21 protein-coding genes are annotated in these 21,758 nt (G+C 66.6%); 13 read left to right on the top strand and 8 right to left on the bottom strand.

Going from position 1 to position 21,758, the window contains the following annotated elements; translation table 11 throughout:
- Window position 1: 1 nt before the first annotated feature.
- The 4 genes from CGLY_RS07550 to brnQ all read right to left on the bottom strand — a co-directional run bounded on the left by CGLY_RS07550 (window position 2) and on the right by brnQ (window position 4,065).
- Window positions 2-334 carry a VOC family protein gene (locus CGLY_RS07550; RefSeq protein ID WP_038548149.1) on the bottom strand — a complete coding sequence of 111 codons (333 nt, stop codon included), beginning with the start codon at window positions 332-334 and terminating at the stop codon, window positions 2-4.
- Between the two features lie 81 nt (window positions 335-415).
- The gene (locus CGLY_RS07555; protein ID WP_038548152.1) at window positions 416-1,339 is read right to left on the bottom strand and encodes an ornithine cyclodeaminase family protein; all 924 of its coding nucleotides are present in this window, start codon (window positions 1,337-1,339) and stop codon (window positions 416-418) included.
- Between the two features lie 21 nt (window positions 1,340-1,360).
- Window positions 1,361-2,659: an FAD-dependent oxidoreductase gene (locus CGLY_RS07560; RefSeq protein ID WP_052539859.1), complete on the bottom strand. Its 1,299-nt coding sequence runs from the start codon at window positions 2,657-2,659 to the stop codon at window positions 1,361-1,363.
- Window positions 2,656-4,065 carry a branched-chain amino acid transport system II carrier protein gene (gene brnQ, locus CGLY_RS07565; RefSeq protein ID WP_081803822.1) on the bottom strand — a complete coding sequence of 470 codons (1,410 nt, stop codon included), beginning with the start codon at window positions 4,063-4,065 and terminating at the stop codon, window positions 2,656-2,658. Before brnQ ends, CGLY_RS07560 begins: the two co-directional genes overlap by 4 nt.
- A 152-nt stretch (window positions 4,066-4,217) precedes the next feature.
- Here brnQ and CGLY_RS07570 point away from each other — a divergent pair, with 152 nt between their 5' ends.
- Complete coding sequence (locus tag CGLY_RS07570) at window positions 4,218-5,948, top strand: PucR family transcriptional regulator (protein ID WP_158407379.1); 1,731 nt, start codon at window positions 4,218-4,220, stop codon at window positions 5,946-5,948.
- Here CGLY_RS07570 and CGLY_RS07575 read toward each other — a convergent pair.
- The gene (locus CGLY_RS07575) at window positions 5,945-6,916 is read right to left on the bottom strand and encodes a LysR family transcriptional regulator (RefSeq protein ID WP_158407380.1); all 972 of its coding nucleotides are present in this window, start codon (window positions 6,914-6,916) and stop codon (window positions 5,945-5,947) included. The genes CGLY_RS07570 and CGLY_RS07575 overlap by 4 nt on opposite strands.
- A gap of 143 nt (window positions 6,917-7,059) precedes the next feature.
- Between CGLY_RS07575 and CGLY_RS07580 the strand changes: the two genes are divergently transcribed.
- The 7 genes from CGLY_RS07580 to CGLY_RS07610 all read left to right on the top strand — a co-directional run bounded on the left by CGLY_RS07580 (window position 7,060) and on the right by CGLY_RS07610 (window position 13,003).
- Window positions 7,060-8,433, top strand: coding sequence for a CitMHS family transporter (locus tag CGLY_RS07580; protein WP_038548158.1), 1,374 nt, complete (start codon window positions 7,060-7,062; stop codon window positions 8,431-8,433).
- Between the two features lie 20 nt (window positions 8,434-8,453).
- On the top strand, window positions 8,454-9,809 hold the full coding sequence (locus tag CGLY_RS07585; RefSeq protein ID WP_038548161.1) for an acyclic terpene utilization AtuA family protein: 1,356 nt from the start codon (window positions 8,454-8,456) through the stop codon (window positions 9,807-9,809).
- Window positions 9,809-10,141 (top strand): AtuA-related protein, encoded by a 333-nt coding sequence (locus tag CGLY_RS07590; RefSeq protein ID WP_038548164.1) that lies wholly within the window; start codon window positions 9,809-9,811, stop codon window positions 10,139-10,141. The genes CGLY_RS07585 and CGLY_RS07590 overlap by 1 nt, the downstream gene beginning before the upstream one ends.
- Window positions 10,138-10,983, top strand: a complete 846-nt coding sequence (locus CGLY_RS07595; protein ID WP_052539863.1) for a CoA transferase subunit A — start codon at window positions 10,138-10,140, stop codon at window positions 10,981-10,983. Before CGLY_RS07590 ends, CGLY_RS07595 begins: the two co-directional genes overlap by 4 nt.
- Window positions 10,980-11,639, top strand: coding sequence for a CoA transferase subunit B (locus CGLY_RS07600; RefSeq protein ID WP_038548167.1), 660 nt, complete (start codon window positions 10,980-10,982; stop codon window positions 11,637-11,639). The genes CGLY_RS07595 and CGLY_RS07600 overlap by 4 nt, the downstream gene beginning before the upstream one ends.
- 112 nt (window positions 11,640-11,751) lie before the next feature.
- Window positions 11,752-12,303 carry a putative molybdenum carrier protein gene (locus tag CGLY_RS07605; protein WP_052539866.1) on the top strand — a complete coding sequence of 184 codons (552 nt, stop codon included), beginning with the start codon at window positions 11,752-11,754 and terminating at the stop codon, window positions 12,301-12,303.
- 67 nt (window positions 12,304-12,370) lie between these two features.
- On the top strand, window positions 12,371-13,003 hold the full coding sequence (locus CGLY_RS07610; RefSeq protein WP_227590422.1) for a TM2 domain-containing protein: 633 nt from the start codon (window positions 12,371-12,373) through the stop codon (window positions 13,001-13,003).
- A gap of 63 nt (window positions 13,004-13,066) precedes the next feature.
- Here CGLY_RS07610 and CGLY_RS07615 read toward each other — a convergent pair whose 3' ends face one another.
- Window positions 13,067-14,425, bottom strand: coding sequence for an acetamidase/formamidase family protein (locus tag CGLY_RS07615; protein WP_038548171.1), 1,359 nt, complete (start codon window positions 14,423-14,425; stop codon window positions 13,067-13,069).
- A 69-nt stretch (window positions 14,426-14,494) separates the two neighbouring features.
- A complete protein-coding gene (locus CGLY_RS07620; protein ID WP_052539870.1) occupies window positions 14,495-15,745 on the bottom strand; it encodes an aryl-sulfate sulfotransferase in 1,251 nt (416 codons plus the stop codon).
- Window positions 15,746-15,878: 133 nt separating this feature from the next.
- On the opposite strand from CGLY_RS07620, the gene CGLY_RS07625 reads away from it, so the two are divergent.
- Genes CGLY_RS07625 through CGLY_RS07640 form a run of 4 tightly spaced genes read left to right on the top strand, consistent with a single transcriptional unit; the run spans window position 15,879 to window position 19,563 of the window.
- Window positions 15,879-16,967 (top strand): LacI family DNA-binding transcriptional regulator, encoded by a 1,089-nt coding sequence (locus tag CGLY_RS07625; RefSeq protein WP_052539872.1) that lies wholly within the window; start codon window positions 15,879-15,881, stop codon window positions 16,965-16,967.
- Window positions 16,964-17,734, top strand: coding sequence for an ABC transporter permease (locus CGLY_RS07630; protein WP_052539874.1), 771 nt, complete (start codon window positions 16,964-16,966; stop codon window positions 17,732-17,734). The genes CGLY_RS07625 and CGLY_RS07630 overlap by 4 nt, the downstream gene beginning before the upstream one ends.
- Window positions 17,731-18,504, top strand: coding sequence for an ABC transporter ATP-binding protein (locus tag CGLY_RS07635; protein WP_038548174.1), 774 nt, complete (start codon window positions 17,731-17,733; stop codon window positions 18,502-18,504). Before CGLY_RS07630 ends, CGLY_RS07635 begins: the two co-directional genes overlap by 4 nt.
- Before the next feature lie 18 nt (window positions 18,505-18,522).
- Window positions 18,523-19,563, top strand: coding sequence for an ABC transporter substrate-binding protein (locus CGLY_RS07640; protein WP_038548178.1), 1,041 nt, complete (start codon window positions 18,523-18,525; stop codon window positions 19,561-19,563).
- On the opposite strand, the gene CGLY_RS07645 is transcribed toward CGLY_RS07640, so the two are convergent.
- Window positions 19,560-21,065: an MFS transporter gene (locus tag CGLY_RS07645; RefSeq protein WP_038548181.1), complete on the bottom strand. Its 1,506-nt coding sequence runs from the start codon at window positions 21,063-21,065 to the stop codon at window positions 19,560-19,562. The two genes, CGLY_RS07640 and CGLY_RS07645, sit on opposite strands and share 4 nt — an antisense overlap.
- Before the next feature lie 477 nt (window positions 21,066-21,542).
- Between CGLY_RS07645 and CGLY_RS07650 the strand changes: the two genes are divergently transcribed.
- Window positions 21,543-21,743, top strand: a complete 201-nt coding sequence (locus CGLY_RS07650) for a hypothetical protein (RefSeq protein ID WP_038548184.1) — start codon at window positions 21,543-21,545, stop codon at window positions 21,741-21,743.
- Window positions 21,744-21,758: the final 15 nt, after the last annotated feature.

The following is a 21,758-nucleotide window of genomic DNA, read 5'->3' on the forward strand; positions in this document are numbered from 1 at the left end:
GTTACGCGCCGAAAAAGATGACCCGGTTACCGTCCGGATCGGTGAGCTGCAGAATCCGTGCGCCGCCACCTGGTTGCGGACCGTCGTGTTCGATTCCCAGCGAGGTCATCCGTGCGGCGACGGCGTCGATGTCGGTGTCCCCGAGCACCACGCTCGACGCTCCGGCGCGACCGGGTTCCGACCAGACCTGCAGGCCGGCGCTCTCCCCGATGTGCCATTCGATCAGCCCGGGCATCGGCGCGGCATCCGGCTCCCGCTCGAAGACACCGCTGTACCACCGGTGGGCCCGGTCAAGGTCGGAGACGGTGCAGTGGGCGAGCACGCGGGTGATCATGGCGGACTCCTGCCCTGGTGACGGTGGCTTCGGGCACCCTGCACCTCAACGATACGACAGCGGTGCGACGGCTGTCACCGGTCAGTTCTCCGCGTGGTAGGCCACCTGCGCCACGGCGAGGTCCTGCCACCCCATGCCCACGGTCTTGAGGAACACCGGCCCACCAGCCTCGACCGGGCCGTGATTCACCAGGTGTCCCAGCGTGTGCAGGTCAGTGGCGCTGATCGTGCCGTTGTCCACGGCGATACGGACGTCGCCGGCTTCCCGCAGGGCGGTGTCGACGTCCTCGACGTAGGTGGTGGCGCGGGAGAGGAGGGTGTCGTCGGTCTCCCGGGCGTCCGGTTCGTGCGATCCCATGGCGACGACGAGGGCATCGTCGTTGACGAGGGACCCGTCGAAGAGCGGCTCCCGGGCACTGGTGCAGCACAGCACCAGATCGGCGTCCCGGAGTTCGGCGGTGCGGTCAGTACTGGCGGTGGCGGTGACACCGTCCTCGGTCAGGCGGGCGACGAGGTCGGTGACCTTCTCCTCACGACGTCCGACGACGGTGACTGTACTGATCTGGCGCACGGCCGCTGCGGCATGGACGTGGTGGTAGGCCTGCGGTCCGGTTCCGAAGAGGACGACGTTCAGAGCCTTGTCCGCGGCCAGGTGCCGGATGCCCACGGCGGAGAGCGCCGGGGTGCGGATCTCGGTCAGTGAGCTGCCTTCCATCACCGCCGTCGGCTCGAGGGTGGTGCCGTCGAACAGCAGGTAGAGGCCCTGGATCTTCGGCAGGCCGACCGCCGGGTTGTCGGGGGCGACCGAGGCGACCTTCACTCCGGCGGTGCCGGCGATCTCGGCGGGCATGAGCAGGAAGCTGCCGTGGTCGAGGGGGACACTGCTGCGCGGGTGTGCGGACGAGGTGTCGAAGCCGTCGCGCAGCGTCTGCTCGATCGCGTCGACGGCGGCGGTCATCGGTACCCGTTCACGGACGGTGTCGGCGGAGATGAAGGGGATGTGCATGGTGGTCCTCGTACGTGTTACTCAGAATCGGTCGGGGGACAGGTCGGCGAGAGACTCGGCGGAGGTCTCCCCCGAGGCTAGTTCGGCGATGAGCCGGCCGGTGGTGGGGCCGAGACTTATTCCCAGCATCACATGGCCGGTGGCGACAAGGACCTCCGGGTGGTTGGCGAGCGGTCCGATCATCGGTACACCGTCCGGGGTGGTCGGACGCAGACCCGTCCACGGGTTGAGGGCCCGGCCGTTGTGGTCGAAGGCAGCGTCCTGGGCGCGGTGAATCCAGTCGGCGAAGTACTCACGGGATCCCGACAGGATCCCACCGGCACGTACCGCGTCGATCGTCTCGTCGATACCGGAGAAACCCATTGTCCCGGCCAGTCGGACACGGTCGTCGAGGGGGGTGATCGCCACCTTCGCCTCGGCGAGGTAGACCGGCGCGGTCGGACCGTCGTCGACGAGGGGCAGGTCGTAGCCGTAGCCTTTCCCCGCCTGGAGCGCGATACGCTCGCCGATCCCGGAGAGCAGCTCGTTGGTCCACGCTCCGGCCGCGACGACGACCTTGTCTGCCCGCAGCCGCCGGCCGCCGACCTGGACGGTGACTTCGACCCCGTCGCTCCCGCGCCCGGCGCTGGCGGGACTGGTGACCAGTGACGCAGTCTCGCCGAGTCGGAGCTCGACCCCGTCGCGTTCGCAGGCGGCCGCGAGCCCGCGGACGAAGGAGGCAGGATCCACCGACTGGTCACCCTCGGACTGGATACCGGCGACGACCTTGTCGGAGAGGGACGGGGCGTAGGTGCTGAGGTCGTCGCGGCTCATGTGACGCCAACTGAATCCGGGCAGTTTGCCGTCCAAGGTCTCGAGCTCGTGCACCCTGCCCTCGACTTTGTGAGGATCGGTGAAAAGCATGGTCAGCGGGTCGCTGTGCCGTTCGAACTCCACGCCGTCGGCGGTGAGGTCATCGAACAACGGCAGGGAGCCGGCGCTGAGACGGGCCAGTATCTGTGCACCACGGGAGAACCGGGATTCGGTGCAGTGCTGGAGCGTGCGCAGCAGGAAGGCGAGGAAGTGGGGGTCCGCCGACGGGCTGATGTAGAGCGGACTGTCCTTCCTGGTCATCCATTTCAGCGCCTGAGGGAGGATTCCGGGCGCCGGCACAGGCGTCGACATGCTGGGAATCAGCCACCCGGCATTGTGCCCGGATGCGCGGGCGGCGAGGGGTTCGGGGTCGATGACAGTGACGTCGAACCCGGTTTTCCTGAGGTAGTAGGCGCTGGAGAGGCCGATGGATCCGGCGCCGAGGACGATCGCGGTACGGGAGGTCATGAGGTGGCAACCTCTCTTTCGCTCGGGTCTGGGGCAGGGTCTGTGTCAGGGTCGGCGTCGCGGTCGACGGGCAGGGGAGGTGAGTTCGTCGCCCGGGCCCACAGGAGGCCGATGATTCCGCCGATGACCGCGGGCAGGATCCAGCCGGCGTCGTCGGAGAACAGGGGGAGGAAGGAGAACGTGTCGTTGATCTGGTCGGTGAGGATGCCGGCGGTCTTCACTGCGTCGAGCACGGCGACGATGCCCGCACCGATGACGGCGCCGACGTAGACGGGGCGGCGTCCGCCGAAGAAGCGGTCCAGCAGAGCCAGGACGATCAGTGTCATTCCCAGCGGGTAGAGCAGGAAGAGGATCGGCAGGGCGGTGTCGAGGACGGTCTGCAGACCGAAGTTTGCGATCACCAGGCCCAGTCCGGCGTGGACGAGCACCCACTGGTGGTAGGACAGCCAGGTGAACTGTCGGGAGAAGTAGTCCGCCACGGAGGTGATGCAGGCGACGTTGGTGGTCAGACCGGTCAGCAGGACGACCGTGCCGATCATCGCGAGTCCGGGCGTACCCAGCAGGGTGCGGGCGGACTCCGCGAGGACGGTGCCACCGTTGTCCGGACGTCCGATGGCGTCGACCCCGGAGCCGCCGAGCCAGGCGGTGGAGATGTGCAGCAGCGCCAGTCCGACGGCGGTGATGACGCCGGCCTTGAGGAAGACGGAGGTGGTGCCTCGGCGGGACGTCACGCCGAGGGTGGCGATCTGCTGGATGAAGACTCCGGCGAACACCAGTGCGGCGAGCACGTCCATGGTCAGGTAGCCCTCGGTGAGGCCGAGGAGGAAGCCACCGTCGTCGTATGGGGAAACTGGATCATGCAGGTCGCCCATCGGTGAGACCAGTGAGCGCACGATGATGATGACCAGCAGGGCCGAGAACACCGGGGTGAGGAACTTGCCGATCCTGTCGACGAGTTTTCCGGGGCTCAGTGACAGGTAGACCGACACCGCGGTGAACACCACGGAGAACACCGGCAGGATCCACGCACTTGTCGCGATGTCGGCGGGGAGGTTCGGTTTCACCGTGATCTCGTGCACCACCGAGGTGGTGCGGGGAATGACGTACAGCGGGCCGAGGGTGAGAAAGAGCAGGAAGCAGAAGACCGCGGCGAAGGCGGGGCTGATTCGGCTGGCGAGCCGGAAGACGTCCCCGCGCACGCTGGTCAAGGCGATGATGGCCAGCAGGACCAGGCCGACGCCGGTGATGAGGAAGCCGCTCATCGGCTCCCACATCGCGTTGCCCGCCGCCTGGCCGACCATGGGGGCGAAGATGATGTTGCCCGCTCCGAGGAACATCGCGAACAGCAGCAGGCCCAGGGCGAGTATCTGGAACCGTGAGAGTTGTCGGTCACCGGTCTGTCTCATGACGGTGGCATCCTTCCGGGGAGGTGTGTGGTGTCACTCATTCAAGCAGTGCGGGTGTGACACAGACTTCGTTGAATCATCTATGGTTGAGGCGGAATCTTTGGAAGGTTAGACAAGTCATGGTGGTCTGCCATGGAGTGAGGAGCAGCACCGTGCAGGGGAGCCGGAACGGTATGCCGTTGGGGCGCGTGGTTGCGGCGCTGGATCCCCTCGTGACGGCAGCGACGGGGACACCTGACTGCACGGCGGAATCGGGGACGCCAGGAGCTGCGGCGGCAGGATTGTCGAGCCGGGTGAACTCGGTCGCCATGGTCGACCCGGAGGACGTCAGTGCGCAGGTCGAGCTCCGTCAACCGGTGCTACCGGAGGTGGACCTCGTCGCCATGGTCGGTGTCACCGAAGAGCTGGCGGCGCAGTGGCTGGAATCCCTGCTGGACAGGCCGGTCGGGGTGTTGGTCAAAGAGAACATCGTCGGACGTCGGTTGTGCGACGCCGCAGCACGACTTTGTGTGGTGGTCATCGCGGTCGACCCCCGGGCACGCTGGGACGTCGTGCTCTCACGCCTTCGTCGACTACTGGACGAGGACCGTCCGGAGGAAGGGTCGGTCCGGGACTCCAGCGCGCGGGCATCGGTAAACACCCTGTCTGAACTGGCGAATCTTATCGCCGACGGCGTGCGGGGGATGGTCACCATCGAGGACCGCACGAACCGGGTGCTCGCCTATTCACCGTCGGAGAGCACCGCCGATGAAATGCGCACACGGGCGATCCTCGGACGGGCCGCCTCGCGGGAGGTTATGGAGATGTTCTCGCGCCGGGGTGTGCTCACCACATTGGCGGGTACCACCACCGTGGTGGAGCTGCCGGCCGAACCGTCGATCGGGATGAATCGACGCCTTATCACCGGGATCCACGGTCCTGACGGGGATCCGCTGGGATCGGTGTGGGTGCAGCAAGGAGAGCGGGAGTTCGCGGACGACGCTGAAACACTGCTACGTGGTGGCGCGGTGAGCGCCGCCGCGCTGATGGTGCAGGCGCGGTTGTCGGCTTCGTCGGCGGAGGAGGTGATGACCCGGCGCCTCTTCGGCGAGGACGGCGGGGTCGACGGCAGGACGGCAGGTTCGCTGTTGCAGTTCCCGCCGACGGGCAGCTACACGGTGATCGGCTTCGCTACCGGTGAGGCTGCAGGCTCTGCAAAGGCTGAAGACACGGCTGGTGTCGCAAGTGCCGCGGATGACGAAGCGACGAGAGGAGTGTCGCGTGGGGCCATGGAGTTCCTCGGACGGCGACTTCAGCTCCACGTGCAGGCGTACGCCGCCGGCGGCCGGGTGAGTCTCGTCGGACACCGTGCCTATGTACTGGTGCCCGAGGACGGCGACACCGGCGGCAGCCGGCTCATCGGTTGGGTGGAGCAATTGTTGCGACGGTTCGACGGCGATGAGACAGTGAGCACCCGTCGGGTACGCGCCGCGGTAGCCACGCCCGTGGACGGCCTCGACGCGGTGGCGGCAGCACGCTGTGAGGTCGACCGGGTGCTGGACTCACCGGCGGTTCACCGGCAGCGGGTGACGTCGCTGACGAAGTCCCGGACGACGGTGCTGCTGGGGGAGATCTTCCTACTGCTGTCTATGCGTCCGGAACTCGAGGATCCCCGGCTTACAGTGGTCAGGGAATACGACGAGACGCACGGGACATCGCTTATCGAAAGCCTGGTGGCGTATCTGCATGCTGGCATGAACGTCCGTGATGCGGCGAGGGCGCTGACCGTCCACCCGAACACCCTGCGGTACCGGATTGAACGGGCCGAACAGCTTTCCGGCCTGGACCTGCAGGATGCCGGCGACAGATTGTTGACGACCCTGCAGCTGGAGTTGCAGCGCTAGGCGGGGGCATTGAAGCTGAACCCCGTCCACGTGGTGAAGTCCGGCAGCGACACCTCGTCCGGCGGTGTGCTCGTGATGAGAGCCAGGAACTCTTCGGCGGCCGGGGAGAGCGAACGGGTGGTGTCCACCAGCACACCGATTCTGCGGGTGACTGGCTCTCCCCGGAACGGACGGAGCGCGACGCCTGGCACGCGGGTCATCGGGATGACGAAGCCGGGGACCGCAGAGATCCCGAGGTTCGCCGCGCACAGGCCTGTGACCGCGGAGATCGTCCCGGCGGTCACTGTCTGGGACGGGTGGATCCCCCGTGCCGCCAATTCGCGGTCGGTGATGCGTCGCACGGAGCTGGCCTCGGTGAAGGAGACGAAGGAGCGGCCCGCCAAATCGTCCCAGTCGATGCCGGGTTTCTGTGCCAGCGCATGGGTGGCGGGCAGGATGCAGGCGAAGCGCTCCTCGGCGATGGGGGAGAAGTCGAAGTGGTCCGGCAGGCTTCCGATGAGTTCCGGGTCCTCGGCGGTGATGGCGAGGTCCACGGAGCCGTAGCGGCATTCCTCGATGATGTTGGCCGCCATGAGGTCCTGGAGGTTGATGCTGACGTTGGGGAAAGAGCGTCGGAAACGGTCGATGAACGGGGGCAGGAGTGTCGCCGCCAGTGACGGCAGAGTCGCCAGCCGGAGATGGCCGTTGGGACCGCTGAGGTAACTGGCGACGTTGTTCATCTCACGGTCATAGGTCTGCAGGATCACCAGTGCGGCGCGGAGGAACTCGGTGCCGGCGTCGGTGAGGGCGAAGCTGCGTGTGGTTCGCTCGAACAGTCGGGTTCCGGTGGCTTTCTCCACCTGCGAGACGATCCTGCTCAAGGAGGACTGGGACTGGCTCAATCGTTCGGCGGCGGGGGTGAATCCGCCCTGGTCAGCGACGCAGGCGATGACCCGCATCTGGCCCACCGTGATGTCAGTTATCCGCATACTGCAAGAATCTATGCAATATTGTTGTTTGACGCAACTAAATGGCATTGTTCATACTGAGGTCGTCCACGCGATCCAGGTCACAGCCTGGCACCGGCTGCCGCAAGATCACCGGGTCGCAGTTACGTCGATAGGAGAGCCACGTGCTTGCTCTGTTCGGATTCCTCACGGTGGGGATCTTCCTGGCGCTGACCCTGTTCACCCGGACCTCGGTCCTGGTGGGCCTGGTGCTCGTGCCGATCATCTTCGCGGTCCTCGCCGGACGAGGCCGCGACCTCGGAGACTTCATCGGCGACGGCCTGCTGCAGGTCGCCCCCATCGCGGTGATGATGACCTTCGCCATCCTGTTCTTCGCCGTCATGATGGAGGCAGGCCTGTTCGACCCGCTGATCCGCCGGATGGTCAGCTGGGCCAAAGGCGATCCCGTCAAGATCGCCATCGGCACCGCAGTCGTGACGATGTGTGTCCACCTCGACGGCGACGGCGCGGCGACCTTCCTGATCACCCTGTCGGCCTTCCTGCCGATCTACCGGCGCATCGGTATGCGACCGCTGGCACTCACCGCCATCGTTGCCCTCGGCGCCGGCCTGATGAACATCCTGCCCTGGGGCGGTCCCACGCTGCGTGCCATGGCAGCGCTGGACATGACCGCGGCAGAAGTATTCACCCCGATGATCATCCCCATGATCGCCGGCGGGGTGTGGGTCCTTTTCGCCAGCTACCTCATCGGACGCATGGAGCGCAAGCGTCTCGGAACGATCTCGCTGGACGCTCCGGTGCCAGTGGCTGTGGGCTCTGGTGGCGACGAGATCCCCGCACAGGACGGGACCGTTGATGTTCCCGCGGAGCAGGATCACACTGACCATGCTGACCATGCCCGGCGCGACCACGGTGTCCCGCGGTGGCGTATGGCGGTCAACCTGATCCTCACCCTGACGCTGGTGGTCGTGCTGTTCACCCATGCGGTCCCGATGGAGGTCTGTTTCATCGTCGCCTTCACCATCGCTGCCTGCGTGAATATCCCGAAGTGGAAGGACCAGCAACAGCTGTTCCGTGAGCACGGAGCCAACGTGGTGCTGGTGACCTCCATGGTCTTCGCTGCCGGCGTGTTCACCGGCATCCTCGGTAACACCGGGATGATCGAGAACATGGCCCAGAGCCTGGCAGATGTCATCCCCGAGAGCTTCGGCGGAATCCTGCCCGTCCTTGTCTCGGTCGTGTCGATGCCGCTGAGCCTGGTGTTCACCCCCGACGCGTTCTACTTCGGCGTGCTCCCGGTATTCGCACACACCGCCGAGGTCATGGGCGTCGACCCGGCGATGATCGCCCGCGGTGCCATCGCCGGGCAGATGACCACCGGCTTCCCGCTCAGCCCGCTGACCGCCTCCACATTCATCCTGATCGGCATGGCGAAGGTGGAACTGGGCAAACACCAGCGCTTCACATTCCTCTGGGCATGGGGCACCACTCTGGTGATCACCGTGACCGCGATCATCACCGGCGCACTGACGTTCTAGCTTTCTAGGAGATATCTTCGATGCCAACCATCAGAATCGGATCCGGCGCAGGGTTCGCCGGTGACCGTCTCGACCCGGCCGTCAAACTCGCGAAAGACGGGGGCCTCGACTACCTCGTGTTCGAGTGCCTCGGGGAGCGCACCGTCGCAGCAGGGCAGCTCCGCCGGCTCAGTGACCCGGACACCGGGTACGACCCGCTGCTGGAGACCAGAATGCGCGCCGTCCTGCCACACACCGTGGCCCAGGGAACAACCGTGGTGACGAACTCGGGCGCCGCGAACCCTGAAGCCGCCGCCCGTCTGATCGCCCGCGTCGCCGCCGAGGTGGTGCCGGACCGGACGGTCACCGTGGCCTACCTGACCGGCGACAGCGTCCTGTCCGAGATTCGCTCCGCGGACCCGGACGTCTGGGAGACCGGCGAGCCGTTGTCGTCCGACGACACCGGACTGGTCTCCGCGCACGCCTACCTCGGCGTCGAGCACGTCCTGCCGGCCTTCGGAGCAGGTGCGGACGTCATCGTCACCGGACGGTTGGCCGACCCCTCCCTGTTCCTGGCACCGATGGTCCACGAATTCGGCTGGCAGCTCGACGACTGGGCGCGGCTGGGCGCCGGAACCTTCGTCGGCCACCTGCTGGAATGCGCCGGGCAGGTCACCGGAGGCTACTTCGCCGACCCGGTGACCAAACCCGTGCCCGGCATGGAAGACCTCGGGTTCCCCTTCGCCGACATCAGCGCTGACGGCACCGCGGTGCTGGGCAAACTCGCCGACACCGGCGGCATGCTCACCCGGCAGACGGTGCGTGAACAGACGCTTTACGAAGTAGCTGACCCATCGGCCTACCTCACCCCGGACGTGACCGCCGACTTCTCCGGCGTTCACCTCGACGAGGTGGGACCCGACGCCGTGCGGGTCAGTGGGGCGACTGGACGGGCCCGCACCGGGACACTGAAAGTCACTCTGGGTTTCCGGGGCGGCTGGCTCGGCGAAGGACAGATCACCTACGCCGGGCCCCGCGCCCGCCAGCGCGCGGAGATGGCCTGGGACATCGTCCGGCACCGGCTGCAGCACGTTCACGGCATCGACCCGGCGACCGTCAGCGTGGAGTTCATCGGCGACGGCGCAGCCTTCCGCGGCATGATGCCGACGGCGGACCGTCCCGACCCGCCGGAGGTCCGCCTGCGCGTGGCCGCACGCGTGGACACCGCCACCCAGGCCCGCGCGATCGGCTGGGAGGTTGAGGCGCTCTACTGCGCCGGACCCGCCGCCGGCGGGGGAGCACGTACCGCGAGCAGTGAAGTCCTCGCCATCCGCTCGGCACTGCTGCCGCGCGAACGAATCGCCGCCCAGGTCACCACCGTGAAAGGAGACCGCTGATGAACATGCTCGACGACTACGCCGACGCGCGCACCGGCGACAAGGGTGACACCCTCATCGTCGCCGTCCTGCCCCGCACCCCTCACAACTACCGGCAGCTGCGCGCACACCTCACCGCACAGGCCGTGGCAGAGCACTTCTGCTGCGATGTCCGGGACGTCACCGTCCGGGAGGTGGCCACCGTCGAATCCTTCGTCTGCGAACTGCGCGGCGTGCTCGGCGGCGGCGTTACCGGCTCACCGGTGCTCGACGGGCACGGAAAGACACTCAGCTACCACATGCTCACCCTCCCCATCCGTGAGCACGACGACCGAGAAGGAGAACAACGATGACGGATTCGCCTCACTCCACCCGCTCCACCCGTCCCACCAGCCTCGCAGCGAAAGTCGTCGCGACACCGGAGAAGGCCGTCCGCGACATCGCCGACGGCGCCCGGCTCGCCGTCGGCGGCTTTGGGCTCAACGGCATCCCCGAAAGCCTCATCGCCGCCCTCGTCGACACTGGTGTCAGCGACCTGGAGATCTACTCGAACAACTGCGGTGTCGACGACTGGGGCCTGGGCCTGCTGCTCAACAACCGCCAGGTCCGCCGTGTCGTCGCATCGTACGTGGGAGAGAACAAGGAGTTCGCCCGCCAGTACCTCGCCGGCGAACTCGAAGTTGAACTGACCCCGCAGGGAACCCTGGCCGAGAAGCTACGTGCCGCCGGTATCGGCGTCCCCGCCTTCTACACGCCCGCCGGGGTGGGCACACCCATCGCCGACGGCGGGCTGCCGTGGAAGTACCGGGAGGACGGCTCCGTCGCCGTCGCCTCCCCGCCCAAGGAGGTCCGCGAGTTCAGCGGACGCCGGTACGTCCTGGAAGAAGCACTGCCAGCGGACGTCGCCCTGATTCATGCCGAGATCGGCGACACCGAAGGCAACCTGGTGTTCGCGAAATCCGCGATGAACTTCAACCCGCTGTGCGCTATGGCGGGAAGGATCACCATCGCCGAGGTAGAGCGACTCGTGGAACCCGGCGAGATCGATCCGGCACAGGTCCACCTGCCCGGCATCTTCGTGCAACGCATCGTGGAGACCGGTCCGCAACACAAGAGGATCGAGAAAAGGACCGTGCGGGCAGAGAGCGCAGGGAGCGCAGACGGCGCAGATTCAGTGGAGGAGGAGAAGCGATGAGTTGGACGAAAGAACAGATGGCGGCACGCGCCGCGCAGGAACTCGAGGACGGGCAGTACGTGAACCTCGGCATCGGCATGCCCACGCTGATCCCGAACCATCTGCCCGACGGCGTGCACGTCGTCCTGCACAGCGAGAACGGCATCCTCGGCACCGGACCGTACCCCATTCCGACGGAACTGGACCCCGATCTCATCAACGCGGGCAAGGAGACGGTGACCGTCAACCCGGGCGCGGCCTTCTTCGACTCCTCCCTGTCCTTCGGCATGATCCGTGGGGGACACGTGGACGTCGCCGTGCTCGGCGGAATGGAGGTCTCCCGCCACGGGGATCTGGCCAACTGGATGGTGCCCGGCAAGATGGTCAAGGGCATGGGTGGGGCCATGGACCTGGTACACGGTGCGCGGAAGGTGATCGTGCTGATGAACCACGTCTCCAGGGACGGTTCGCCCAAGATCCTGCCTGAATGCACGCTGCCGCTGACCGGGCAGGGCGTGGTGGACCGCATCATCACGGACCTGGCGGTCATTGACGTGGTCCGCGACGGTGGAACAGGTGTGTCTGGGATCAGCGGGCGTCTGGTACTGCGGGAGGTCGCGCCGGGTGTGACGACGGATGATGTTGTGGCGGCGACGGGTGTGAAGTTGGAGCAGTAGCTGTCGCGATCCTACGGTATCGAGATACTGCGGAGCCGGGAAGTAAAGCTAGGTTTTATGAGGTCAGGTGATGCGGAGCGAGGAAGAAGCGCACCGTATAAAGTGTCACGCTGTGACAGCTCAGACAGGTGTTGGCCGTTATGACGGCTCTGACCGCTACCGCCATATGATCGCCACCATCCGCTCCGGCGGCCAGTCGGGTGTCGACAGGGGAGCACTCGATGCTGCCCGAGCTGCTGGTATTCCCGTCGCAGGCTGGTGCCCCGCCGGTGGATGGGCCGAGGACCGCTCGGAACCGCCGGGACTACTGACGGACTACCCGGAGTTGACGGAGACTCCGTCGTCGGAGACGAAGCAACGCACGGAGTGGAACGTCCGCGACAGTGACGCCACACTCATACTGACGGCCATGGGCGGGACGTCGCCGGGGACCGACCTGACGGTGGGATTTGCCCGCCATTGGCAGCGTCCCCACCTCGTTCTTGACGCCTTGGTCTGGCGTCAGAGCGACATGGCGGTAGTGGCACACGATGTGTCGGAGTGGCTGCGAGGACAGGGGAGCGGACTCGGGGTCAATGTCGCGGGACCGCGTGCCAGCGAATGGGCGAGGGCGTATGAGTCCAGCTACCGCCTGGTCGCGGCGCTCCTGGACGTCGGTGCCTAGTAAACCTCACCGCCACGATAGGCTGTGCATACTCTTATATTTTCGATACTAGGTGGGAGAACGCACTGTGACTGGCCCGGAATTCCAGAGCTCTCAAGGCTCCGATAATGCACGCTCTGCGGGTACCACCGGGGGACGGTGGTCCGGGGAGAATATCCAGGGGACCCCTTACGGTAACCCCACGGCGGCGGACCAGGCCCAGGCGTACAGCGCCCCTCAGGGACCCGGGAACGGCATGCCCGGGTACCCCGGCCAGTACGGCAACGCGGGCCAGCCCGGTCCCTACGCGGGTGCCGCAATGTACCCGGGGTATCCCACCCCGCCGCCGTCCACCAAGAAGAAGGTCGTGGCGGCGCTGCTGGCGTTCTTCCTGGGCGGCACCGGCGCCCACAACTTCTACATCGGCAATAAGGGCCGCGCGATCGCCCAGCTGATCTTCCTCATCGTCACCTGGGTGATCGTGATCGTGGGCTATTCGCTCATCATCGCCGGTACGGGTACCGAGATGGTCGCGACTTATTCCGGTGAGACCTACTACGTTGATGAGGACCCGGACATGATCATCGGTGGTGGACTTCTCGCGATCCTGGGCTACCTGATGATGGGAGCTCTCTGGATCTGGACGATGGTTGAATTCATCATGATCCTTACCAGCAGCGGCCGCTACGGGCGGGACCGCGAGGGTTACATGCTGGCGTAGCGGGTCCCGCCATGCGGTGGGGGAGCAGAGGGGCTGTACCGGGTGTTGTCCGCCGCGAACCCACTAGGTCAGTGTCGGCAATCCGTCCTTGTAGATCAATCCGTGCACTCCGGTGGTGATGTCGACCACCTGGGACAGCGCGAAGTCTGACGCAGCCGAGAGGTAGGCGTATGCCACCGCTCGCTCGATGCCGAGGTCGGTTTCCAGGAAGTCTAGGGCGTTGACGACCGCGCGGCGCATCGCCACGTTGAGGTCCCGGTCCGAGCCGTTGACTAGTCCGTCCGGGTCGGACAGGCCGATCGGTATCCAGGCGTCCTCGGTTTCCCCGAAAGGGTAGGAGAAGGCGACGGACGGGGTCGACCGGTCACCTCTCTTACACACCGTGAGTCGGAATGTGGTGCGCAGGGACCCCTCCATGGCTGTCAGTGCGACTTCCCCGTCGCCCATGCCGTGGTGCGGGTCTCCGGTGTAGAACAGTGCCCCGTCGGTGAAGACCGGCAGGTAGAGGGCCGACCCCACGGCGAGGTGCCGGATGTCGATGTTCCCGCCGCCCAGGGTCGGGGGAATGGAGTTGCGGCTCTCGGCGGTGGCGTCGCCGTCGTCGGTGGTGGCCACACCCATCATGCCCATGAACGGGCGCAGCGGGAAGCTCAGCTCCAGCTCGCCGGAGGTCATGATTCCCCGTCCGTCCTGCGCCCGGGTGAACACCGAGACGTTCTCTCCGCGGCCGTCGGCCCCCACCGGCGGCATGACCTCGTCCAGGTCGATGCCGTCCGGCGCCTTGCCGTCCGGCATCGCCCGGAGTGCGCCTTTGCCGTGCCGGCTGGACACCACGCCGTAGGGAACGCGGAGGGTCGTCTCCAACGTCTCGACCTTCAGCACGTCGCCGGGTTCGGCGCCCTCGACGAAGATCGGCCCGGTGACGATGTGCGGGCCGTCCTTGTCGAAGTCACGGGGCGTGCGGTCGTAGTTCGCCGCAATCTCGCGGGCGTCGTCGAGCACGTCAGCCCGGTCCACCCCCTTCTCTCCGAACCAGGAGTCCGGGTCGCGGCCCTGGTCCTCGAGGATCCCCTCATGACTGACGGTGTCCACCGTCACCGTCTCACCTGACTTCATCCGCAGCACTGGTTCGCTGTCGGTGGAGGGCAGGTAACCCCAGAGGACCATGTCGACCTCGGAGGCGAGGTAATGGTCTGCCTGCAGGGAGCCGGAACCGGGCTGAAGGATCTCGCCGGGGATGCCCGGACTGGTGGAGCTGGCCGCGGCGGCCGGGGCCCCGTCGTGACTGCAGCCGACGAGGGTGCTGCCTGCACCGGCGGCTCCGACGGCACTTGCGATCTGTAGGAAACGGCGGCGTCCGAAACTTCGGCTGAGTCGGTCGGCGGTGTCTGCGGGGGAGGGGACTCCTCGGGAAACGGTCATGGCCACCGACGGTATCGGCGGGCTGTTGTCTGGCTGTTTCGCGCCGGTGTCGCCGGTGTTGCACCGGATTCACCCCACCGGAACCCACGCCGCCGGCACGTGCTGGGCGTGGTAGACCAGGAAACTCTCGGTGGAACTCCCCGGTGCGGCGGGCCCCGAATAGGGAGACACGTACTCCCACACGATGCGTCCGGACGGGGTGACCTGGAAGATTCGCCCCTGCATTCCTTCGGTGACGAGAGTGTTTCCGTTGGGCAGGCGTTGGGCGTTGCTCACGAAGGCGCTGAAGAACTCCCACGGCTGACGGCCGGAGTCCTCGGCGGTGTACTGCCACACGATCTGCCTGGTCAGCGGGTCGATCTCGAGTACCCGCGATCCGGAGTAGATCCCCAGTGCCACAGGGGGGTACCCCGCACCTCCCTGGTTGTCGAAGACCAGGAGGTTGCCGGCACCGGGCAGGTCCTCGGCGATGATGTGGGGGTTGTGCTGTCCGGAGATCTGGTCGAGTGGGCGGGGGACCCGGCGTTGCAGGATGCGTTCGTGGTGGTCTCCCGGAGCGCTGTCGAAGGACGGCCCGAGGCGCCACAGGACGGCGTCGCTGCCGCTGACGCGGTCGACCACGGCGACGACGTTGGCCTTGCGTGAGCTGATGATCACGTTGCCGGGGGTGAACGGTGAGGTCGGGTCGTCGTCGTGCAGGCGGTTGGGGCCGATCACGCTGGCGGTGTTAATCTCCGCGTAACCCCAGGGGGTGTCGGCGTGTCGCCGGGACGTCGCTCGCAGGTCCTCCAGGCCTTCCTTGCTGAGTCCGAGTTCGTCGAGGTGGTCGCCGAGCAGCCACTGCCACACCAGCGTCCCCGAGGGGTCGACCTCGTAGAGTCCCTGGTCGCCGACGGTGTGGTCGCCGAGGAAGGGAACCACGCGGGGGACGGTGACCAGGTACAGCCGGTTGCCGTTGTCGAGCAGCGTCCAGTCGTGGTTCTGGCGGGCGGCCCCGCCAGGGGCCTCGGTGCCCCATTCCCAGCGCACCTCGCCGTCCCAGGAGAGTTCGCCGACGGTGCGGTTGGGGTAGATCCCGCCCCGGGGCTCGTCCACGGCGGGGAGGTCGGAGAGCTGCAGGCCGACCCGGCCCAACTCGCCGTCGACGAGGGCGGGGTCGATGATCCGGGACGGCACGCCGGGGTGCTCCCACCGGTGAACGACCTCACCGTGGTGGTCGATCAGCCGGGTGACCCCGTCGGGCGCGGCGAAGAGGACGTAGCCGTCCTCGACCTGGTCAGGCTCGTGGACGGTGACTCCGGTTGTTCTCAGGTGTGTCATGGGCCACGAAGCTACCCACCCTGACGCCGTCACGTGAATCGATTGGATCACGGTGAGTGAAAGGATTCACGCGCACCGCACCCGCGTCCTAGATTGATCGGCACCTGAGACCGGCAACAGAAAGGAACCGACTGTGCCGACAGTGCCGACCGAGCCGACACCTGCCTCCGGGGCACGACGCGTCACGCTGGCCGACGTCGCAGCACGTGCGGGCGCCTCGACCACCGCGGTGAGTTACGTCGTCAGCGGCAGCCACCGCCCGGTGTCCGATGCCCTGCGTGCACGCATCGAGGCCGCGCTCGTGGAACTGGACTACCGTCCCGACCTCGCGGCCCGTGCGCTACGCACCGGGGCGTCGACGCCCATGGTGGGCCTGCTCGTCCCCCACGTCACCATGCCCTTCTTTTCCCAGGTTGCCGACGCCGTCGAACGGGAGGCCGGACGGCACAACCATCTCGTGCTGTTCGCCAACACCGACTTCGACCCCGACAAGGAGGCGGAGGCGGCCGCCCGCCTGATCGCCGCCGGGGTCTCCGGACTCATCGTCCTGGGGGAGGGGGACGCCGACGCCACCGCCGCGGTCTGTGACCGTGCCCGTGTGCCGGTGGTGTGGGTGCACAACGACCGTGGGCTGACGGGACTGGGTACCGCGGAACGTCCCTCGCACGGCCATGTCGGTGCCGACCACGTCCACGCCGGTGCCGTCGCCACCGAGCACGTCCTGCGTGGCGGTGCCCGGCACCCCGTCTTCGTCGGCGGGTTTACCGTCGAGGAGACGGGCCTGGTGCGACGGGACACCGTCCGCCAGCGCTTCGAGGGGTTCCTCGCCGCGCAGGAGGCCGGTGACCCCACGGCACGCATCGTCACCGACCTTTCCGCCGGGGACGCCTACCGCGCGGTCTCCCGATACCTCGTCGACCACACGCCGGACGCCTTCGTCGTCGGCACCTTCGGTCAGGCGGAGGCCGTGGTGAAGGCTGTGGTCGACGCAGGTCACTCCGTGCCCGACGACATCGACGTGGTCACCTTCGACGGCGGACCGGTCACCGGTCACGAACTCTTCCCGTTGACCACCGTGCGCCAGGACCTCGACGCGGTCGCGGTCAACGCGTTCGCGTCGATCACCGGCACGCCCGGGTCCTCCCGGACCCCGGTGGGGTTCACCCTGGTGCAGGGTGCCAGCACGACAGCTCCGGCACGGTCGTCGGGAGGTGCCGAATGAGTCGTGCACGCAGAGACCAACTCGCCACCGTCGGCTGGCTGGTGACCTCACTGGTGCTGATGGTCGCCGTCTGGCAGGTCGTCGCCACCGTGGTCATCGCCGACGAGCAGATGTTCCCCGGCCCGGTCACCGTCCTGGCGGCGGCGCGGACGATGCTCGCCAACGGTTACATCGCCGCGAACGTCTGGCCGTCGCTGACCCGGGTGCTGGTGGGCTTCATCCTCGGCGCTGTGGGAGGGGTGGTCCTGGGCATCGCCACCGGACGGGTCCTGCTGCTGCGCCGCTTGCTCGGCCCGGTGCTGATCCTGCTGCGACCCGTGCCGGCGATCGCGCTGGTGCCCGTCGCGATCGTGTGGTTCGGGATCGGGGAGGAGTCCAAGTACGCCGTCATCGCCTACGCCGTGGGCCTGACCGTGTGGCTCAACACCCACGCCGGGGCCGAGGCCGTGCCCGAGACCTACCTGCGGGCCGCGCGCTCACTGGGGGTGTCCCGGCCTCGCCAGTTCCTGTCCGTGGTGGTCCCCGCCGCGTCGCCGTTCATCGTGACCGGGCTGCGGTTGGGCGCCTCGGTGGCGTTCATCAGCCTCATCGCCGCCGAGCTCACCGGAGCGTCCTCCGGCATCGGTTTCCAGCTCCAGGAGTCCCGCCAGTACCTGGCCACCGACGCCATGTTTGTCAGCCTGATCACCCTCGGCGTGCTCGGCGCCGCCGTCGACCTGGCGATCAGTACCGCAGGCCACCGCCTACTCAGATGGGAGAAGTCATGAGTGCACCGGGTGCGGTGGAGATCACCGCCGTGGAGAAGCTCTTCTCGCCGACCTCCGGGCTCGGCGAGACCACGTTGTCGCTGGAACCGGGCTCGTTCCACAGCCTCGTGGGCCCCAGCGGCTGCGGGAAGTCGACGTTGCTCAACATCGTCGCCGGGTTCACCTCGCCGGACACCGGTGACGTTCTGCTCGACGGCCGCCCGGTCACCGCCCCGACCCCGGAGGTGGGCGTGGTGTTCCAGCAGTACGCCCTGTTCCCGTGGCTGAGCGCCCGTGCCAACGTGGAGATCGCCCTGCAGCGGCTCGTGCCGGGAGCGGGGCTCCGGGCCCGGCGGCGACGTCGTGACCTTGCCCTGGACTACCTGGACAGCGTGCGCATGGCCGATCACGCCGACAGTTTCCCCGCCCAGCTCTCAGGTGGGATGCAGCAACGCGTCGCGCTGGCCAGGGCACTCGCCGCCGAGCCTGCCCTGCTGCTGATGGACGAACCCTTCGGCGCGCTGGACGCCACCACCCGTCGCCACACCCAGGAACTGCTCATGCGGGTGTGGGGGAAGCGGCGCACCACCGTCCTGTTCGTCACCCACGACGTCGACGAGGCACTGCTGCTCAGCGACACCGTGCATGTGATGTCTCCGTCACCCGGCGCGGTCGTCGACAGTCATACCGTGCATACCCCGCGCCCGCGCGACTCCACCCGTCCCGACAGCGAGCAGACCCGTTTGCGCGGCATGATCCTGCGCACCATAGACCACTCCATCGCTCAGTGAATATAAGGAAAAACGACGATGACCACCACCGCACTTCCTCGAGTCTCCCGAACAGCCGTGGCGCTGTTGGCGACTGCGTCCCTGCTCCTTTCCACCTCGGCCTGCTCCGGCGGGGACGGGCACGGCACCGGGGCGTCCGACGCCGCGATGTCGCTCAAGCTCGGTTGGTCGGAGGGGTGGACGGCACCACAGGTCGCCGTCGCCGCCGAGGAGGGCATGTGGGGTGACCATGACCTCGACGTCACCACCACACCCTTCGATAGTGGACGGGCCGCCCTCGAGGCTCTGCTCGGTGGTGGGGTAGACGCCGCCGTGCTTACCGAGTTCCCCCTCGTCGCGGCCGCTCTGCGCGACCAGGGCGTGACGGCGGTGGCGAACTTGAGTAGTTACGACAGCTACCGGATCATCGGTTCAAAGAAGGCCGGAGTCAGAGACGACGCAGGTGACGCAGACGTCGGGATCGCCTCGCTATACGGCAAGCGGGTCGGCGTGACCCTCGGCACAAACATGAACTTCATCCTCGACGAACTGCTCGAGTCCAACGACATCGAGGCCGAGATCGTCAACATCGGGCCTACGGACTTCGCCACGGCACTGCAGAAGGGTGACATCGACGCCGGTTTGATGTTCGATACCTTCTATGCGCCCACGAAAAAGGCGTTGGGCGATGACTACGTCGACATCGCGGTGCCCCCGGAGCTATACACCGGCACCATGCTTCTCGTGGTGAAGAACGACCTGGTCGAGGGTGGCCCTGACCGACTCCGCGCGCTCGTCGACGGTGTCCATGATGCCACCGGGTTCATCGGGGGCGAGCCGGATGCGGCACGCGAGATACTCACGAAGCGTCTCGTGGGCGGCGGAGCCACCGTCGATGAGGAGACTGTGCGTGAGCGATGGGACGAGTATGACTACACGCCTGGCCTCGACGACTCCGTGCGCGAACTGATGGTCCGGGAGGCGGAGTGGATCATCGACGAGGGGAACGGCGACGCGGGGCCCGACATCGGGACGAAGATCGACGGCGTGCTCGGCATCGACGCCGCCGACACGGTCTAGCGGGAACCGATAGTGGCCCTCGAGACGGTGTTCGCCTCGTGCTCCAGGTCGTCGATCTGCCGGTTGAGTTCCTCGGCGTGGACTGCGGCCTCCTGCTCGGTCTCCGCGGCGGGGTTGGACCCCCACATCGGCCGGCCGTTGCTCTCCGGCAGAAAGCGCAGTGCGACCAGTCCGATCACACCGGCGAGCATGAGGTAGAACCCGGGCCACATGAGGTTGCCGGTCGCGGCAATCAGCGCTTCCATCACCGTGGACGTCGTGCCACCGAACAGTGAGATCGAGACGTTGAAGGCGATGGCCAGCGCTCCGGCCCGGACCACGGTGGGGAACAGCGAGGGCAGGGTGGACGGCATGATCGAGCTGAAACAGATCAGAGACAGTCCCATGATCAGCAGTCCGATAAACACGCACGCCAGGTTGTCGACCCGGATAAGCAGGATCGAGGGCACCGACAGCAGGATCAGTGACAGGCAACCAGCCAGGACGACGGGACGGCGCCCGACCCGGTCAGAGAGCTTTCCGAAGACGGGGATCAGGACCAGGCACACCGCCATCACGGCGATCTCCAGGACGTTGGCGGTCAGGCTGGAGATCTCGTAGCCGCCTTGCCTGCTGCCGACCTCATCGAAGTAGGACGGCATGAAGGATGTCAGCATGTAGTTGGTGACATTCCAGGCAATCACCAGGCCGCAGCAGACCAGGATCGACGGCCACAGGGAGAGGATTTTCTTTGCCTCGTTGCCCTCGAAGTCCCGTGCTGCGTGGGACTGGCTCTCCGGGATGTTCTTCGCGGCTTCCTGTTGTTCGAAGGCGGGCGTGTCTTTGAGCTTGGTGCGCAGGTAGATGCCGACGAACCCGAGCGGCAGGGCGACGAAGAAGGGCAGGCGCCATCCCCAGGACTGCATTTGACCGTCGGACAGGACGGCTTCCAGGATGACGGCGACGGACGCTCCGAGGATGTAGCCGCCGAAGGTGCCGACTTCGAGCAGGCTACCGAAGTAGCCGCGCTTGCGGTCGGGCGCGTACTCGGAGATGAACGTCATCGCGTTGGAGTACTCGCCTCCGGTGGAGAAGCCCTGCAACAGGCGGCAGGCCAGCAGCAGGAACGGCGCCAGCATGCCGATGGCGGCGTAGGACGGGATGACACCGATGAGGAAGGTGCTGGTCGCCATCATGATCATCGTGATGGCGAGGACGCGGTTACGTCCGATCCTGTCGGACAGTGGACCGAACACCAGGCCACCGATGGGACGGACGAGGAAGGAAACGGCGAAGAGTCCGGCGACGATGATTTTGCCGGCGGGTCCGGAGTCCTCCGGAAGGAACACCCCCTCGATGGTGAGGGCGAGGTAGCCGTAGACGCCGAAGTCGTACCACTCGGTGACGTTTCCGATGGCGGCGGCATTGATGGCGCGTTTGACGGTGGCGGGTTCGGTGACGGTGACGTCATCTGCCTTCCACCGCCGGGCGGGGATCTGTGTCTTCGGGGGAGTTCCGAACATGGTCGGGTTCACTGTCCTTCCGGGGCCGGTGTGGGGGTTCGCGCGGGTGGGTCTGGGGCGTTTTCCTTTCCTTGGATCCTTGGATCCTTGGATCCTTGGATCCTTGGATCCTTGGATCCTTGGATCCTCGGATCCTTGGAGGCTTGGAGCGTCCGGGCACCGCTCAGGTGCCTGATCGTTATGACGGACGTCGAGACTATAGCGTGCTTACTTATGTAGTCAAGCTGGAGGAGTGGACTATGGTGTCATTTACGCAGTACACCTGAGGGAGGGGCTCGCGTCATTAAGGTCGGGAACGGAGCTGAGTCAATGAGGTCACGTGCCGGTCACTCGCGCTGTCACCTGTGCGAGGTACGCCGTAGCCCCGGGGGTACTATCGTTCACCGAAGGAAGGCGCGCTGCTGTACGAGGGTTTAAGCTCTGAGCCGAGACGCTGAAAGAATCAGCTCTCTCCGACTTTCCGAAAGGTAAATTCTCATGGATCTCAGCATCGTCAGCTCCCTCGGCGACGGCATCTCCACCCTCCTCCACGGCCTGTGGCAGGGCTTCAAGCGGTTGATCGACAACGTCGGCGGCAGTGCGGCGACGGCCGAAGGCATCATCAGCAGCGGCGAGCACAACCAGGATGTCGCCGGTTCCATCGCCGACGTCATCGGCAGCTCGGGATCTTCCGAGTAGTCCGGACAATCCGGG

The sequence above is a fragment of the Corynebacterium glyciniphilum AJ 3170 genome, from assembly GCF_000626675.1.
GTDB lineage: Bacteria > Actinomycetota > Actinomycetes > Mycobacteriales > Mycobacteriaceae > Corynebacterium > Corynebacterium glyciniphilum.